Source organism: Pseudomonas siliginis, assembly GCF_019145195.1.
GTDB lineage: Bacteria > Pseudomonadota > Gammaproteobacteria > Pseudomonadales > Pseudomonadaceae > Aquipseudomonas > Aquipseudomonas siliginis.
This window is the reverse complement of sequence record NZ_JAHSTW010000001.1, coordinates 350,403-367,706: the sequence shown is the minus strand read 5'-3', so window position 1 is coordinate 367,706 and position 17,304 is coordinate 350,403. Positions and strand designations below refer to the sequence as shown.

Here is a 17,304-nt window from a genome sequence, read left to right as displayed (position 1 = left end):
GCGCAGCGGTCGAAGAATCAGCTTTTTCGTTGCTTCAGGCTTTCATAGCGCGCCAGCATCGGTTGTGTGCTGACGCCATGCAGCAGAATGCTCAGGGCCACTACTGACAAAGTGATGTCGGTACAGACCTTGGCCACGTCTGAATCCAGACCGTGGTTCAAGGCGAAGAACAGATAGAACAGGCTGCCGATGCCGCGTATGCCAAACCAGCCGATCAACAAACGCTGCGGTCCGCTGAGCAGAGTGCCCCATGGCATCAGTGCCACGCTCAGCGGGCGAATCAGGCAAAACAGCACGGCACCGATCCACAACGCCCGCCAGTCCCAGTGGGCAATCAGCACAACACCAAGCAGGGTCACCAGAAACACTTCCATCGCCCGCTCGACCAGACTGCCGAACGCCAGCATGTCACCCATCATGATCCCCGCCGCGACCTGGCTGTCTTCCAGCTGTTCCGTGTCGCCGTGCACGGCATTCTGTGGTTCGACGTTCTGATGACCGACCACCGGCTGCACCAGATGCTCGGCAGGTGCCTGGGTGATGCCCGTGGATTTGACTTCCTCCTGACGCAGGCCGAGGCCGGCAGCGAAAACCGCGAGAAAGCCGTAGCCGCCAATGGCGTCGGCCACCACGTAGGACAACGCGATCAGCGCGAGAGTCAGGTAATCGTTGGGGCCGAGGGTGCTGTCCTCGTTGTGAATGCGTAGTAACAGAGCGATGCGGCCAATGCCGCGCCCCATCCAGTAACCGGTGAGTAAACCCGCCGGCACCGCCCACAACAGACTGCGAAGCACCCAGTGCTGCCATTCGCCAGCGCTGCCGTCACCGTGCAGCAACAGCAGACCGAGAATCACGAATGGAAAAGCCACGCCATCGTTGAGCCCGGCCTCTCCGGAGAGGCCGAAACGCACGCTGTCGACGTCCTGCGCATCATTGACCTGCACCAGTGCGGCGAGCACCGGGTCGGTCGGCGCCAGTATCGCGCCGATCAGCAACGACGGTCCCCACGGCAATTGCAGGCCCCAGTGCAACAGTAGACACACGCCGATGATGCTCAGAATCATCACCGGCCCGGCCAGACCAAAAGCGATGCGCCAAGTCTTGTTGCCCAGCGGCAGACGCAACTTCAAACCGCAGACGAACAAAGAAAAGAGCACCGCGACTTCCGTCAGGTGCTCCATCCACAACGACGATTCCTCCAGCGGCAATTGCAGCAGGTCGAGGCCGCTGGGGCCGATGGCGATGCCCAGCAGCAGGCACACCGCTGAAGTGGTGACCGGCATCCAGCGCAACCATGACGATGTCAGGGCCAGCGTTAGCAGCACGGCGCCGAGCACCGCGACCCATATGCCGAAACTCATGACCGCTCACTTTGGTGAATTCTCAAGGACAGGCGCACCGGGTCAGCTCACGGTCGTGCGCAGGTATTCGGGGATGAGCACGTTGAACCACAGCAGGATCATCGACACCAGCATGGTTACCAGCACCAGCAGGCCGACGCCCCACACGCACGCCGAATACAGCAGGCCTTGCTCCTTGCGCTCATGCATGAAGGTCGGCAGGCCGACGAACAGCAAAAACGTCGAATAGATCGACGCGGCGCCGAGAACCAGAATCGCCAGCCAGCGGCTCGGGTACAGCCCGGCAATGCCGGCGAGGAAAAACGGCGTCACCGTGTAGGCGGCAAAACCGATGCATTGATTGAGCGTTGGCCGCGCATCGAATGATCGCGACATCCATCTGATAAACCCGCCGATAATCGCGACACCCGCGACGATCGTCACGTACAGCAACACGCTCAGTTGCAAGGCGCTGGCCATGCTCAGGCGCACGTTTTCACCCACGGCTAGGCTCCAACCGACTTGAGTGGTGCCGATGAACAGGCACACGGCCGGAATCAGCGCGAGCAGCAGCAGATGCGCGAGATAGTGGCGGGGATGGCTTTCTTCTTCGCGGCGGATGTCGGTCCAGGCGAAGTTGGGTTGGGTGAAGAGTCTGACGAGGGGGGCGGACATGACAACCTCCTGTTCCTGTTGGCCCGTAGGCGCTTACAGGTATGGAGAGATGCCATGCCGCTCGGGTTCAGTTTTTCTGCTGCACGGTTACAGCATCGGTTTGCCGCCGGTCACGCCGTAGCGCTGGCCGGTGATATAGCTGGCTTCGTCGGAGGCCAGCAGCACATAAATCGGTGCGACTTCCACCGGTTGGCCCGGACGGCCGAGCGGGGTGCTGCCGCCGAAGTTCTGTACTTCTTCGTCGGGCATGGTCGAGACGATCAGCGGTGTCCAGATCGGGCCAGGGGCGACGCTGTTGACGCGAATCTCCTTCGGCCCGAGCATCTGCGCCAGGCCACCGGTGAAGTTGGCGATTGCGCCTTTGGTGGTGGCGTAGGCCAGCAGAGTCGGCTTGGGCATGTCCGAGTTGACCGAGCTGGTGTTGATGATCGACGAGCCGGGGCGCATGTGCTTGATCGCCGCCTGGCAGATCCTGAACATGGCGGTAATGTTGACGTCGAAGGTCATCACCCATTCGTCATCGGGGATTTCCTCGAAGTTTTCGTGGGTCATCTGGAACGCGGCGTTGTTGACCAGAATGTCGATGCGGCCGAAGCGCTCGACGGTCTTGTCGACCAATGCTTGGCACTGTGCTTTCTCGGCGATATCGCCCGGCAGCAGGATGCACTGACGCCCGGCCTGCTCGACCCAGCGTGCGGTTTCCTTGGCGTCTTCGTGTTCATTCAGGTAAGCCACGGCGACGTCGGCGCCTTCACGGGCGAAGGCAATCGCTACCGCGCGACCAATGCCGCTGTCGGCGCCGGTGATCAGCGCGATCTTGCCGGCGAGGCGGCCGGAACCGACGTAACTTTGCTCGCCGCAGTCTGGATACGGTTCCATCTTGCGTTGCGAGCCGGGCACCGGTTGGGCTTGTTTCGGGAAGGGTGGTTTCGGATAGTCAGTCATCGCAGGGTCTCCTGATTTCAAGTCCAGTGTTCCGGGTTGACCCGGTGGCTTTGTCTTGAGTTCGATCGGATTTGCGCTGGATGGACAGACTGAATCGAACAACTGTGGGAGCTGGCTTGCCAGCGATTGCGGTGCCACAGACAACATCCATGTTGCATGTGAGGCCGTCATCGCTGGCAAGCCAGCTCCCACAAGGGGCAAGGTGTTCTCAGGTGTTGCGGCTGGCCAGCGCCCGCTCCATCCGCGCAATCCCTTCTTCGAGCAACGCCCTCGGGCAACCGAAGTTCAAGCGCACGAACTGCTGATGCTGGTCACCAAAATCGAGCCCGGCACTCAGCCCGACCTTGCCCTGTTCGAGGAAGAACCGCTGCGGATCCGGCAGATCCAGCGCGGTGCAATCGAGCCACGCCAGATACGTGCCCTGCGGCACATTGATGGTCACGCCCGGCAGCCGCGTGCGTACGGCGTTCACCAGCCAGTCGCGATTGGCCTGCAGGTAGGTTTTCAGTTCGGCGAGCCATGGTGCGGCTTCGCTGTAGGCGACGCGGGTGGCTTCCATGCCCAGCGGGTTGACGCTGTCGACCATGCCGCAGCGGGCGTGGTTGACGCGCTCACGCAGGGCGGCGTCCTGGATGATCATGAACGAGGTCTTGAGGCCGGCAATGTTGTAGGCCTTGCTCGCCGACATCAGGGTGATCGTGCGTTTGGAAATCTCGGGGCTCAGCGATGCGGTGGGAATGTGCACGCGGCCGTCGAAGCACAGTTCGGCGTGAATCTCGTCGGAGATGATCCACGCGTCCTGCGCTGCGCAGATATCCGCCACTGCCTGCAATTCTTCGCGGGCGAAGACCTTGCCGATCGGGTTGTGCGGGTTGCTTAACAGCAGGGCGCCGCCGCCTTTCAGTGACTCGCGCAGTGCGTCCAGTGGCGTGGCGTAGGTGCCATCGGCCTGGGCGTTGAATTCCAGCTCGACCTTGTTCAGGCCCCAGTGGCCCGGCGCATGGCGCAGCGGCGGGTAGTTCGGCACTTGCACGACGACATTCTGCTGCGCCTGCACCAAGGCCTTGAGGGCCATGTTGAATCCCGATTCCACGCCCGGCAGGAAAATCAGCTCCTGCGGTTTGACCTGCCATGAATACTTGTTCCACAGGTCGGCGACGATGGCTTCACGCAGGTTGTCCTGGGCCACGCTGTAACCGAGCAGCGGGTGCAGCAGGCGCTGTTGCAAGGCTTCGACGATGACCGGCGGCGCGGCGAAATCCATATCAGCGACCCACATCGGCAACACATCGGCCGGGTAGCGGCTCCACTTGGTACTGCCAGTGTGGTGGCGGTCGAACAGCTGATCAAAATCGAAAGTCATGCGCGGTCTCGGGGCGGCGGGTGGTTCGTGGGCGCCATGATAACTCGTGGCCCGGGCGGGGCACATAAATCCTGACGGCAACCTCATAACCCTGTGGGAGCTGGCTTGCCAGCGATGGCGCCGGCACAGTCGGCATAGGTGTTGCTGACCCACCGCAATCGCTGGCAAGCCAGCTCCCACAGGGATTGGGGTGCAGAGCAAATTCTGCGCCCAGACACCCGACGGTCGGTTTTCACACAATCGGCAAGGTCTTTGTCTACAGTGAAAAAGTCGGCGCCAAGGCGTCGCAACCGTGATTGTCCAGATAAAGCCCGGCACAAGTACCGGGTTCCACCTGATCAGGAGTGCACGATGGATCTCAGCCGTCGTCAGTTCTTCAAGGTCGCCGGTATCGGCCTTGCAGGCTCAAGCCTGGGCGCGTTGGGCATGGCCCCGACGGCGGCCTTCGCCGAGCAGGTGCGTCACTTCAAGCTCGCCCACACCCGTGAAACCCGCAACACCTGCCCGTATTGCTCGGTCGGTTGCGGTTTGATCATGTACAGCCAGGGCGATGCCGGCAAGAACGTGGCGCAAAACATCATTCACATCGAAGGCGACGCCGACCACCCGGTCAATCGCGGCACGCTGTGCCCGAAAGGCGCGGGCCTGCTCGACTTCATTCACAGCCCCGGCCGCTTGCAGTACCCGCAAGTGCGCAAGCCCGGCAGCAATGAATGGACGCGCATCGGCTGGGACGAAGCCCTCGATCGCATCGCCGACCTGATGAAGGCCGACCGCGACGCCAACTTCATCGAGAAAAATGCCAACGGGCAAACGGTGAATCGCTGGCTGACCACCGGTTTCCTCGCGGCATCGGCGGCATCCAACGAAGCCGGCTACATCACTCAGAAGGTGATTCGCAGCCTCGGCCTGCTGGGGTTCGATAACCAGGCGCGTGTCTGACACGGCCCGACGGTGGCAAGTCTTGCCCCGACATACGGCCGTGGTGCCATGACCAACACCTGGACCGATATCGCCAACGCGAATCTGATCCTGGTAATGGGCGGCAACGCAGCAGAAGCGCATCCGTGCGGCTTCAAATGGGTGACCGAGGCCAAGGCGCACAATGCTGCGCGGCTGATCGTGGTCGATCCGCGTTTTACCCGGACCGCTTCGGTGGCCGACTATTACGCGCCGATCCGCACCGGCACCGACATCGCCTTCATGGGCGGGCTGATCAATTACCTGCTGACCGAGGACAAGATCCAGCACGAATACGTGCGCAATTACACCGACGTGTCGTTCATCGTCAAAGCCGGTTATGGCTTCGAAGACGGCCTGTTCAGCGGCTATGACGCGGAAAAACGCAGCTATACCGACAAGTCCGGCTGGGGTTACGAATTCGCCGAGGACGGTTTCGTCCGCGTCGACCCGACCCTGCAAGACCCGCGCTGCGTTTATCAACTGATGAAGCAGCATTACAGCCGCTACAACATCGACCTGGCCAGCCAGATCTGCGGCATGCCGGTCGACGCGATGCAGAAAATCTGGGAAGAAATTGCCACCTGCTCGACACCGGGCAAGACCATGACGATTCTCTACGCCCTCGGCTGGACGCAGCACTCGATCGGCGCGCAGATCATCCGCAGCGCGGCGATGGTGCAACTGCTGTTGGGCAACGTTGGCATGCCCGGCGGTGGCGTCAATGCGCTGCGCGGACACTCGAACATTCAGGGCCTGACCGACCTCGGCCTGCTGTCCAACGCCTTGCCCGGCTACCTCACGCTGCCCAGCGACAGCGAGCAGGATTACGGCCAGTTCATCTTCAAACGCACGCAGGTGCCGCTAAGACCGGGGCAGCTTTCGTATTGGCAGAACTACAGCAAATTCCACGTCAGCCTGATGAAATCCTGGTACGGCGCCAATGCCACCGCCGAGAACAACTGGCTGTTCGACCATTTGCCGAAGCTCGACATCCCCAACTACGACGTGCTGAAAATGTTCGATCTGATGAGCCAGGGCAAGGTCAACGGCTACTTCTGCCAAGGCTTCAATCCGATCGCGGCGTTACCGGACAAGAACCGCGTGATGGGCGCATTGGCCAAGCTCAAGTGGCTGGTGGTGATGGACCCGCTGGCCACGGAAACCTCGGAGTTCTGGCAGAACGTCGGGCCGTACAACGACGTGAAAACCGCTGAAATCCAGACCGAAGTCATTCGCCTGCCGACCACCTGTTTTGCCGAGGAAGACGGCTCGCTGGTCAACAGCAGCCGCTGGCTGCAATGGCACTGGAAAGGCGCCGACGGCCCCGGAGAAGCGCAGACCGACATTCGCATCATGAGCGAATTGTTCCTGCGCCTGCGCCAGCGTTATCAGAGCGAGGGCGGCAAGTTTCCTGATCCGCTGCTGAAACTGTCGTGGCCGTACAAGATCCCCGACGAGCCTTCGCCGGAAGAACTGGCGCGGGAGATCAACGGCACCGCCGTCAGCGATTTCACCGATGCCAGCGGCGTCACGGTCAAGGCCGGTACGCAACTGGCCGGCTTCGGTTTGCTCAAGGATGACGGCAGCACCGCGTCTGGCTGCTGGATTTTTGCCGGCAGCTGGACCGAGGCCGGCAATCAGATGGCGCGGCGCGATAACGCCGATCCATTTGGCATGCACCAGCATCAGGGCTGGGCGTGGGCCTGGCCGGCCAATCGGCGGATTCTCTACAACCGCGCTTCGGCGGACCCGGCGGGCAAACCGTGGGATCCGAAAAAGCGGCTGGTGTGGTGGAACGGCAAGGCCTGGACCGGCACCGACGTCCCTGACTACAAGGCCGACGTGCCGCCGGAAGCCGGGATGAATCCGTTCATCATGAACCCCGAGGGCGTCGCGCGGTTCTTCGCCGTCGACAAGATGAACGAAGGCCCATTCCCTGAGCACTACGAGCCGTTCGAAACGCCGATCGGCATCAACCCGCTGCACCCGCAGAACAAGAAGGCCACCAGCAACCCGGCGGCGCGGATCTTCGATTCGGTCTGGGAAACCCTCGGCGAGGCCAAGGACTTCCCCTACGCCGGCACCAGTTACCGGCTTACCGAGCATTTCCACTTCTGGAGCAAGCACTGCAAGTTGAACGCGATTGCCCAGCCCGAGCAGTTCGTCGAAATCGGCGAGGTGCTGGCGAACGAGAAGGGCATCGCTGCCGGTGATCGCGTGCGGGTCAGCTGCAAGCGCGGCTTTATCGAAGCGGTGGCGGTGGTGACCAAACGGATCCGGCCGCTGCAGGTCAACGGCCAGGTCGTGCATCAGATCGGCATCCCGCTGCACTGGGGTTTCACCGGCCTGACGCGCCACGGTTACCTGACCAACACCCTGGTGCCGTTCCTCGGCGATGGCAACACTCAGACCCCGGAATCCAAGTCATTCCTGGTCAACGTGGAGAAACTGTAAATGGCCAGCCAAGACATCATTGCCCGCTCGGCCACCACCACCGTGCCGCCGTCGGTGAGGACTCAGCAAGGCGTCGCCAAGCTGATCGACACGACCAAATGCATCGGTTGCAAGGCCTGCCAGGTCGCCTGCTCGGAATGGAACGAGCTGCGCGATGAGGTCGGCCACAACCACGGCACCTACGACAATCCGCAGGATTTGACGGCGGATTCGTGGACGCTGATGCGCTTCACCGAGCACGAAACCGATGCCGGCAACCTCGAATGGCTGATCCGCAAGGACGGCTGCATGCATTGCGCCGAACCCGGTTGTCTGGCCGCGTGCCCGAGCCCCGGCGCGATCATTCAGCATGCCAACGGCATCGTCGATTTCGATCAGGACCACTGCATCGGTTGCGGCTATTGCATCACCGGTTGCCCGTTCAACATTCCGCGCATCTCGCAGAAGGATCACAAGGCCTACAAATGCACACTGTGTTCCGACCGGGTGGCGGTGGGGCTGGAGCCGGCCTGCGTGAAAACCTGCCCGACCGGCGCGATCGTCTTCGGCACCAAGGAAGACATGAAAGAGCACGCCGCCGAACGCATCGTCGACCTGAAAAGCCGTGGTTTTGAAAACGCCGGTCTTTACGACCCGGCAGGCGTCGGCGGCACCCACGTGATGTACGTGCTGCATCACGCCGACACGCCGAAAATCTACGCCGGTTTGCCGGACCATCCGGCGATCAGTCCGCTGGTGGGTTTGTGGAAAGGCATCAGCAAACCCCTCGGGCTGCTGGCGATGGGCGCGGCGGTGCTGGCCGGGTTCTTCCACTATGTGCGCATCGGGCCGAATCGTGTCGAGGAGGATGAACACCCGACGCCACCCGACACCTCGGTGCACGTGGTCGACCCGGCGGTGCACACCTTCGATCCACGCGGGGAGGAGCGGCCATGAGCAACAAGACGATCCTGCGTTACAGCGCCAACCAGCGCACCAATCACTGGCTGGTGGCGATCCTGTTTTTCATGGCCGGGTTGTCCGGGCTGGCGTTGTTTCATCCGTCGCTGTTCTGGCTCAGTAACCTGTTCGGCGGCGGCACCTGGACGCGGATCCTGCATCCGTACATGGGCATCGCCATGTTCGTGCTGTTCCTCGGCCTGGTGTTCAGCTTCTGGCGCACCAATTTCTTCATCGCCAATGACCGCCAGTGGCTGCGGCGGATCAACCGGGTGATGGTCAACGACGAAGAAAGCGTGCCGCCGGTGGGCAAATACAACGCCGGGCAGAAGTTGCTGTTCTGGACTTTACTGCTGTGCATGCTCGCGTTGCTGTTCACCGGGCTGGTGATCTGGCGCGCGTGGTTCAGCGCGTACTTCGGCATCACCACCATCCGCTGGGCCATGCTGTTGCATGCACTGGCCGGGTTCGTGCTGGTGCTGAGCATCATCGTGCATATCTACGCCGGTTTGTGGATCAAGGGTTCGGTCGACGCCATGTTGCATGGCTGGGTCAGCCGGCCGTGGGCGAGAAAACACCATGAACTGTGGTACCGCGAGGTGACCCGCGACGAACAGCCTCGGGACGTGCCCGAGCGACCGCTGACGAAAAAGGGCTGACTTTTGCCAAGCATTCTTGAACCTGGGGAAATCGAGGCGGCGGCCAGTTCGCCGCCGTTTCTGCATCTGCCGCCACGTAACCTGTTTGCCCTGCGCGCTGAGCGCTTTGAGCGTCTGGCCGAGGGCAATGGGTTGGCGGATTACCTGCGGCTGATGGCCGGGTTGTGCCGGGCGCAGCAGCAGGTCTTCGACGATCCGCCGCTCACCGCGCCGTTTGATGCGCAGCGTTTCGAAGCCTGTCAGCAGCACGGTCTGCCGCCGTTCGCCGCAGACACCTTGGTGCGTGAGGATGCCTGGCAGCCGTGGCTGAATGCCTTGCTGCAGCGCTATGCGCCTGCGGATCAGCCAGCGGTGATCGACGCGCTGGATACTTTGCGCGGCGCCAGTCCCGGCCAGTTGCGCGCGTGGGCAGTGGCGCTGGTCAGCGGTCAATATTCGCTGGTGCCAGCGGCGCTGGTGCCGTTTCTCGGCGCGGCGCTGCAAACCGCCTGGAGCCACTGGCTGCTGAGCGTGCCCCAGCTGCAACTCAAACCCGGTGACAGCCTCAGCCAATGCCCGGCCTGTGGTTCACCGGCCATGGCCGGGGTGATTCGCCATCGCGGCAAGCACAACGGTTTGCGTTATCTGGTGTGTTCGCTGTGTGCCTGCGAATGGCACGTGGTGCGGGTCAAGTGTGTGTATTGCGAGCAGAGCAAGGGCCTTGAATATCTGAGCCAGGAAGACGACCGGCACAGCGCCGAACAGGCGCCGCTGCGCGCCGAAGTCTGCCCGAGCTGCAACAGCTACCTGAAATTGCTCTACCTGGAGAACGACGCCGAAGCCGAAGCGTTGTCGGCAGATCTCGGCAGTTTGCTGCTGGACATGCGCCTGACCCAGGACGGCTATCAACGTCTGGCGCCCAATCTGCTGCTGGCGCCGGGAGACGACTGACCAGCGCAAAATTGTGGGAGGGGGTATGGCCTAATCCCTGTGGGAGCTGGCTTGCCAGCGATTCGGTCGGCACATCCACCACCTTCTTTGAATGACCCACCGCAATCGCTGGCAAGCCAGCTCCCACAGGTCTATGTGCCAAATCACAAAGCCAGGTCAGCCCCCGATTTCCCTGTGGGAGCGAGCCTGCTCGCGAAGGCGTCAGGTCAGCCACATCCACATTGACTGACACACCGCATTCGCGAGCAGGCTCGCTCCCACAGGTTTTGTGGTGACCAACAATGTTCATTCCGCCCCGAATCCCTGTGGGAGCTGGCTTGCCAGCGATTCGGTCGGCACATCCACCGCCTTCTTTCACTGACCCACCGCAATCGCTGGCAAGCCAGCTCCCACAGATTTGTGTGCCGAATCACAAAGCCCGGTCAGCCCCGGATTTCTCTGTGGGAGCGAGCCTGCTCGCGAAGGCGTCAGGTCAGCTACATCCACACTGCCTGACACACCACATTCGCGAGCAGGCTCGCTCCCACAGGTTTTGTGGTGACCAACAATGTTCATTCCACCCGAATCCCTGTGGGAGCTGGCTTGCCAGCGATTCGGTCGGCACATCCACCGCCTTCTTTGACTGACCCACCGCAATCGCTGGCAAGCCAGCTCCCACAAGTCTATGTGCCGAATCACAAAGCCCGGTCAGACCCCGATTTCCCTGTGGGAGCGAGCCTGCTCGCGAAGGCGGCGGGTCAGCCACATCCACACCAACTGACACACCGCATTCGCGAGCAGGCTCGCTCCGGCAGTGCGTCTACACTTCTGAAACCCTTTTGGGAGCAAGCTTGCTCCCAAAAGGGATTGTTTCAGTGAAATCAGGAGTGGCTGATGTCTTCCAGCGTTGCCTTGCGGTTGCCGTCCATTGATGGGTTGTTGCGTCATCCGGCGTGCGCGCCGTTGGCCGAGCGTTACGGCCGGGATTCTTTGCTGACGGGTCTGCGTCAGTTGCTTGATGAGCTGCGGCCCGGCGTATTGAGCGGACAATTGGCAGCTGTGGAGATCGGCCCCGAAGTGCTCGCCGGCCGCGTCGGCGAACGCCTGGCGCAACAGCAGCGCAGCCAGGTGCGTCGGGTGTTCAACCTGACCGGCACGGTGCTGCACACCAATCTCGGCCGCGCCTTGCTGCCCGAAGAAGCCATCGAAGCGGTGCAAATGGCCGCACGTTATCCGCTCAATCTCGAATTCGATCTGGCGAGCGGCAAGCGCGGTGATCGTGACGACCTGATCGAAGGCCTGATCCGCGAACTGACCGGCACCGAAGCCGTCACCGTGGTCAACAACAATGCCGCTGCCGTGCTGCTCACGCTCAACAGCCTCGGCGCGCGCAAGGAAGGCATCATTTCCCGTGGCGAGCTGATCGAAATCGGCGGCGCTTTCCGCATCCCCGACATCATGGCCCGGGCCGGCGTGCGTCTGCACGAAGTCGGCACCACCAACCGCACCCATGCCCGGGATTACCAAGCGGCAATCGGTCCGCGCAGCGGTTTGATCATGCGCGTGCATGCCAGCAACTACAGCATCGAAGGCTTCACCGCGCGGGTGGCGACTGCGGAACTGGCCGAGTTGGCACACGCTCATGGCTTGCCGTTGCTGGAGGACCTGGGCAGCGGCAGTCTGCTTGACCTGACGCGCTGGGGGCTGCCGGCGGAGCCGACGGTGCGTCAGGCATTGCTCGATGGCGCTGACATCGTCACCTTCAGCGGCGACAAATTGCTCGGCGGGCCGCAGGCCGGGTTGATCGTCGGGCGCAAAGAACTGATCGCGAAGATCAAGAAGAATCCACTGAAGCGCGCACTGCGGGTCGATAAATTGACCTTGGCCGCGCTGGAGGCGGTGCTCGGTCTGTACCGCGATCCGGATCGCCTCGCCGAGCGTCTGCCGAGCCTGCGCCTGCTGACTCGGCCGCAAGCCGAGATTCATGCTCAGGCTGTGCGTTTGCAACCGCTGCTCGCCGATGTGTTGGGCGAGGTCTGGCAGGTCAGTGCAGTCGAGGCGTTGGGCATGATCGGCAGCGGCAGCCAACCGGTGGCGCGCTTGCCGAGTGCAGCGCTGTGTTGTCGCCCGCAAGTATCCAAGCGCTGGCGCGGGCGTTATCTGCTCAATCTCGAAGCGGCGTTGCGCGGTTTGCCGATCCCGGTGCTCGGGCGAATCGGCGACGATGCGCTGTGGCTCGATCTGCGTCAGCTCGACGATGAGCCAGCGTGGCTGGCGCAGTTGCCGCAATTGCAGGTCGACCGGTGATCGTCGGCACAGCGGGGCACATCGACCACGGCAAGACTTCGCTGTTGCAAGCGCTGACCGGGCAAACCGGCGACCGCCGCCCGCAGGAGCGCGAACGCGGCATGACCATCGATCTCGGTTATCTCTACGCCGAGCTAGAAGCGGGCGCCGGGCTGACCGGCTTCATCGACGTGCCGGGGCACGAAAAATTCACTCACAACATGCTCGCCGGCGCACAGGGCATCGACCTGGTGTTGCTCGTGGTCGCGGCCGACGACGGCGTGATGCCGCAGACCCGCGAACATCTGGCGATCGCCGAACTACTCGGCATCCCGCGCGCGCTGGTGGCGATCACTAAATGCGACCGCGCGGGAGCGGGCAGGGTGGAAGAGGTGCAGCGTCAGGTGCTCGATGTGCTCGCGCCCGGGCCATTCGCCGATGCGCCGATTTTTACCGTGTCGAGCGTGAACGGGCAGGGCGTCGATGAGTTGCGCGCGGCATTATTGCAGGCGCAAAACGAGGTGCAGGCGCGCAGTTGCGACGGCGGCTTTCGCCTGGCGATTGATCGGGCGTTCAGCGTCGCGGGTGCGGGGATTGTGGTCACGGGCACGGCGCTATCGGGCACGGTTGCAGTGGGCGACAAACTGGTTCTGGCGCCTGCCGGCAAATCGGTACGCATCCGGGGCTTGCACGCGCAAAACCAGGCCGCTGAACAGGCCTTCGCTGGTCAGCGCGTGGCGCTGAACCTCAGCGGCGAACGTCTGGAACTGACGCAGATCCACCGTGGCCAATGGCTGCTGGCGGACTGGCTGCACGCCCCGACCCAGCGCATCGACATCGACTTTCAGCTGTTGCCCGGCGAGCGCACCTTTGAACATTTTCACCCAGTGCATCTGCACCTCGGCACCCAGGATGTCATCGCCCGCGTCGCCCTACTGCAAGGCCCGCGCCTGAGCCCCGGCGAGCGCATGTTCGCGCAACTGCTGATCAACGCGCCGGTGCACGCAGTGAAAGGCGATCGATTGATCCTGCGCGACGCCAGCGCCCAGCGCACCCTTGGCGGCGGCGTTGTCCTTGACCCGTTCGCCCCGGCGCGCCAACGCCGCAGCCCGGAACGCCTTGCGCAACTGCAAACCCTTGCCCTTAGCGTCAGCCTCGAACAGGCCCTGCCGGCACTGCTCAACCACAGCCCCGGCGGCCTCGACCCGCAACGCCTCGAACGCCAGTTCAACCGCCCGCGCGCGCAGTGGACGCTGGCGGAAAACATCCGCCTGATCGACACCCGCCAAGGCCCGCTGCTGTTCAACGTCCAGCGCTGGGGCCAGTTGAAATTCACTTTGCTCGAACAACTGGCGCGATTCCACGAACAGGAACCCGACCAGATGGGGCCGGACCGCGATCGCCTGCGCCGCTTCAGCGCTCTGGCGCTGGAACGCTCGACGTTCATCAGCCTGCTCGACGAACTGCTCAACGCCGGCTCCATCCTCGCCAGCGGCCCCTGGCTGCACCTGCCCGATCATCAGGTGCGCCTGAATGCCGACGACGAGACCCTCTGGCAGCAATTACAGCCGTTGTTCGAACAGGCCGGCTTCGACCCACCGTGGGTACGCGACGCCGCGAAAATGCTCGGCGAAGACGACGCCAGTGTCCGCCTGCTGCTGCGCAAACTCGCACGGCTGGGCCTGATGCACCAGGTGGTGCGCGACCTGTTTATCAGCGACATCGTCCTGCGGCAAATGGCGGCGCTACTGCTGAAACTCGCCGAAGAAAATCCGTCGATTCAAGTGACAACCTTCCGCGATGCGCTAGGCTTGGGACGCAAACGCTGTATTCAGTATCTGGAATATTTCGACCGACTCGGCCTGACCCGCCGCCTCGGCGAATCCCGCCAGATCCGCCCAGACAACGCGCTGGCTGACGCCTGCGCACCCTGAGTTCAGGAAGACAATCGCGCCCGGTGGCGCGGCCGGGCTTCAAACCCGGTTGGGGACGGCATCCGTTCCCGGGCAGGTTCGACTCCGGCTGTCTTCCGCCAGTTTATGATCATCTACGAAGAAGCTCGTTTGCTCTGTTCTCATTTTCTTTAAGCAAGTGTTACCACGGAATGAGATATTATCAAAGTTGGTTTCAGAAAGAGGCGTCCAAAGAAAGATATGTCTTCTCGACTTGCCTAGATATCCAATCTCACCGAGCTATGGCTGTCTAAACGTCTGCAAACGAATATTGTCTAATTGTAAGGGGTTGTCTACGTAATATATTTGCAGAGTCGAATAGAAGTCCGTTCCTGGTAGTCCGAGGTAGAACTTTATATTAAAGTTTTTCCAAGTGCTTGTGGCGGGCAGTATTGCATAACCGATCCTTATGTACTGGGGGGAGGAATTTTGAGATCCCGTAATTATCATGAATCTAACTTGTGCGGCGTTGCGATGATCGAAACTTAGCGTGCAAGTCTTGCCGCTTCGAATGCTTTGGTAAGACTTTATCAGCATTAACTGGTGCGTGCCCCCTACAAAGCTCGATTGTGCAAAATATTCCTCTCCCTGCTTAGTTATTGACCCAGTTGGGGCTGCTATTTCCCATCCGTTTGCTTCGTAATTCGTGAATGTGGTGAAGTCGTTGACCTCAGAGCTGATGCTTATTGTTGATAGTGGAAATGCAATTTTATTAGTGGGTTCGATGCTTCCGTCAAAAGTCACTTCAACACTGATTACAAGTTTTGATCCATCTGCAATTTTGCTCAAGCCAGCCAGCGGAATTGGATGCTTTATACCATCCATATCATCCGTTGTTACTGATCTTCCTATATAAGCTTCTTCAACAAATCCCACGGTGCCGTCAGATTTAAGTTCGGTATAGGTCAGCCACATTTTTTGCCCCACAGCAATCAACGGCCAAGCCGTCGTCCGCGTATGATCCGTCGGCAACAAATCCGCAGGATCCAGCACATCTCCCGTCACCCGATCAATCGTCGGCGTGGGCAATCCGGGATGGCCGTCGGCAATGTCCTGCACGCTCAGTGTCAGTGGCAGGGAATCCCGGGTTTCAGACCCGGTTGTCTTGCTGTAATCCACAGTGACGTTCCTGCCGAAACTGTACGCAAGCACCTTGTTATCCAGCGCAATCTCCTGCGTCCCCAATGCTCTGACCACGTGAGGCGGCGAGGTATCGGATCCATCGGCGGGAACGCCCGGGGCGGCGGTCCAACGCACTTCGATGACATCATTGAGCTGAATGGAAGGATCGAAGACCAGGGTGGTCAGCGCATCTTTCGCTGCAAGCGGATCCAGGCTGTTGCCTGGTGCCTGTTTGATTATGGGCGCTACCAGATCCGGCGCCGCTTCGCCAATGATCTCGGCCTCAGCCGTTCCGGAATGACCAATGACGTTGCCCGCTGGCCGTTCCAGTTCAAACCGCACCTGCAAGCGTGCGCCGGAAGTCAGCTGATCGTTGGGTAGTTCCAGAATGCAGGGTTGTAATACCCCGAACTTGTCCGAGATCACGCCCGGTTGAGTCGATTTCTCGGCCGCTTCGTTCAGTCGATAAAACGCCTTGACCGTGTCGCCCTTTTGAAAATGCGAGGTAGTGGGAGAAATGACGATCAATAGCGGCCGACCGTCGAGTTTTTCGAGGTCCACAAGCGCGGGATCGTCCATGTCATCGTCCGCAATTTCGCGCAAGAGTGGCTTGGGCAGAAATGTGCGCTCAAGATCAATGTTGGCAAAAATGAACTTCGACCAGCGGCTTTTGTGGGTCGGATTTTTCAGTTGATCAATCACGGTGTAGGAGAACGGACAGTTGTTGATACTGCCGATTTCTTTCAGCCTGTCGTAATCAATCAGCACCGAGAACGGCTTGCCGGCTTCTTCCGGCGTCACCCTGTGAGTGAAACGCTGGCGATTGATCTCGTATTCCACCGCATCGTAGGCTCGGCAATAAGGGTAATCGAACTTCAGGAGTACGCCTTTCTCAGCCTGATCTTTGTCAATCACTGCCGGATCCCCGAGCTCTTCCGGCAGGCTGATCAGCAGCCCCGGATGATCGCCGGTGCCAGGCACATCATTGCCGCCGGGCATCGTGTCGTTGTAGAGCGCCCACGCTTCGATGGATTTGTTTTCATTGCCGGCGATGCTTTTCAGCATGTATTGGATTTTGTTGATGATGCCGTCGCGAAACTCCCTCTGGAACACGTTGAAGGTCATTCTCTCGTTGACGACTTGCTGTGGAACGCCGCTCTGCACACCGTTGATGTAGAGCCGGATGTCGACATATTGACCAACGTCCAGAGGTGGATCGACCACCACCTGCACACCAGCGGCATTGACTCCATCGCGTGTGAGTTCCCTGAATATCAGCAATGGCAAGCCATACGCGTGTATGGGGGGTATGGCTGGCGGGTCGCTGATAACCCCCTCGGTCGCCAGGTATATTTTCACGGGATGCAGTGTCATGACGTCGTTGTCGGATTGAGCATTGTCCATCGCACACCTTCCTGATGAGACGGCCACGGAGGGCTGGCCGGGATGGAGATATCAGATACCCGGTGGGGGAAGTTGGCTACTGTCAGATCTGACAGTGGAGGGCGGATTTGCGACGGACGGTTGGTTTGTTTTCGACGATACGCTGCCCCTTGCCGGCGCACGACCAGAGGCGCGGCCGGGCTTCAAACCCGGTTGGGGACGGCATCCGTTCCCGGGCAGGTTCGACTCCGGCTGTCTTCCGCCAGTCTCCCAAAAGCAAAGATCGCAGCCTTCGGCAGCTTCTACATCGATTT

At 61.0% G+C, this 17,304-nt stretch carries 11 protein-coding genes and 1 tRNA gene; 7 read left to right on the top strand and 5 right to left on the bottom strand.

Translation table 11 applies throughout. The features are described from left to right. Positions 1–17: 17 nt before the first annotated feature. From KVG87_RS01585 to KVG87_RS01570, 4 genes are all read right to left on the bottom strand, one after another. The gene (locus KVG87_RS01585; protein ID WP_217848843.1) at positions 18–1,361 is read right to left on the bottom strand and encodes a cation:proton antiporter; all 1,344 of its coding nucleotides are present in this window, start codon (positions 1,359–1,361) and stop codon (positions 18–20) included. A gap of 42 nt (positions 1,362–1,403) precedes the next feature. After that, positions 1,404–2,015, bottom strand: coding sequence for a Yip1 family protein (locus tag KVG87_RS01580; protein ID WP_217848841.1), 612 nt, complete (start codon positions 2,013–2,015; stop codon positions 1,404–1,406). 87 nt (positions 2,016–2,102) lie between these two features. After that, a complete protein-coding gene (locus tag KVG87_RS01575; RefSeq protein WP_016774822.1) occupies positions 2,103–2,960 on the bottom strand; it encodes a glucose 1-dehydrogenase in 858 nt (285 codons plus the stop codon). Positions 2,961–3,168: 208 nt separating this feature from the next. Next, positions 3,169–4,323: a MalY/PatB family protein gene (locus tag KVG87_RS01570; RefSeq protein WP_217848839.1), complete on the bottom strand. Its 1,155-nt coding sequence runs from the start codon at positions 4,321–4,323 to the stop codon at positions 3,169–3,171. Positions 4,324–4,674: 351 nt separating this feature from the next. On the opposite strand from KVG87_RS01570, the gene fdnG reads away from it, so the two are divergent. From fdnG to KVG87_RS01535, 7 genes are all read left to right on the top strand, one after another. Then, the gene (fdnG, locus tag KVG87_RS01565) at positions 4,675–7,740 is read left to right on the top strand and encodes a formate dehydrogenase-N subunit alpha (RefSeq protein WP_157115948.1); all 3,066 of its coding nucleotides are present in this window, start codon (positions 4,675–4,677) and stop codon (positions 7,738–7,740) included. After that, on the top strand, positions 7,741–8,676 hold the full coding sequence (fdxH, locus tag KVG87_RS01560; protein ID WP_016774818.1) for a formate dehydrogenase subunit beta: 936 nt from the start codon (positions 7,741–7,743) through the stop codon (positions 8,674–8,676). Beyond that, entirely contained in the window at positions 8,673–9,338 is a 666-nt protein-coding gene (locus KVG87_RS01555) for a formate dehydrogenase subunit gamma (protein ID WP_041480299.1), read from the top strand. The genes fdxH and KVG87_RS01555 overlap by 4 nt, the downstream gene beginning before the upstream one ends. Before the next feature lie 3 nt (positions 9,339–9,341). After that, the gene (gene fdhE / locus KVG87_RS01550; RefSeq protein ID WP_217848837.1) at positions 9,342–10,268 is read left to right on the top strand and encodes a formate dehydrogenase accessory protein FdhE; all 927 of its coding nucleotides are present in this window, start codon (positions 9,342–9,344) and stop codon (positions 10,266–10,268) included. Positions 10,269–11,141: 873 nt separating this feature from the next. Beyond that, positions 11,142–12,554 carry an L-seryl-tRNA(Sec) selenium transferase gene (selA, locus tag KVG87_RS01545; RefSeq protein WP_217848834.1) on the top strand — a complete coding sequence of 471 codons (1,413 nt, stop codon included), beginning with the start codon at positions 11,142–11,144 and terminating at the stop codon, positions 12,552–12,554. Then, the gene (selB, locus tag KVG87_RS01540) at positions 12,551–14,467 is read left to right on the top strand and encodes a selenocysteine-specific translation elongation factor (RefSeq protein WP_217849370.1); all 1,917 of its coding nucleotides are present in this window, start codon (positions 12,551–12,553) and stop codon (positions 14,465–14,467) included. The genes selA and selB overlap by 4 nt, the downstream gene beginning before the upstream one ends. Before the next feature lie 5 nt (positions 14,468–14,472). Continuing rightward, positions 14,473–14,568, top strand: a tRNA-Sec gene (locus KVG87_RS01535). A 157-nt stretch (positions 14,569–14,725) separates the two neighbouring features. On the opposite strand, the gene KVG87_RS01530 is transcribed toward KVG87_RS01535, so the two are convergent. Then, positions 14,726–17,011, bottom strand: coding sequence for a hypothetical protein (locus KVG87_RS01530; RefSeq protein ID WP_217848832.1), 2,286 nt, complete (start codon positions 17,009–17,011; stop codon positions 14,726–14,728). Between the last annotated feature and the right edge of the window lie 293 nt (positions 17,012–17,304).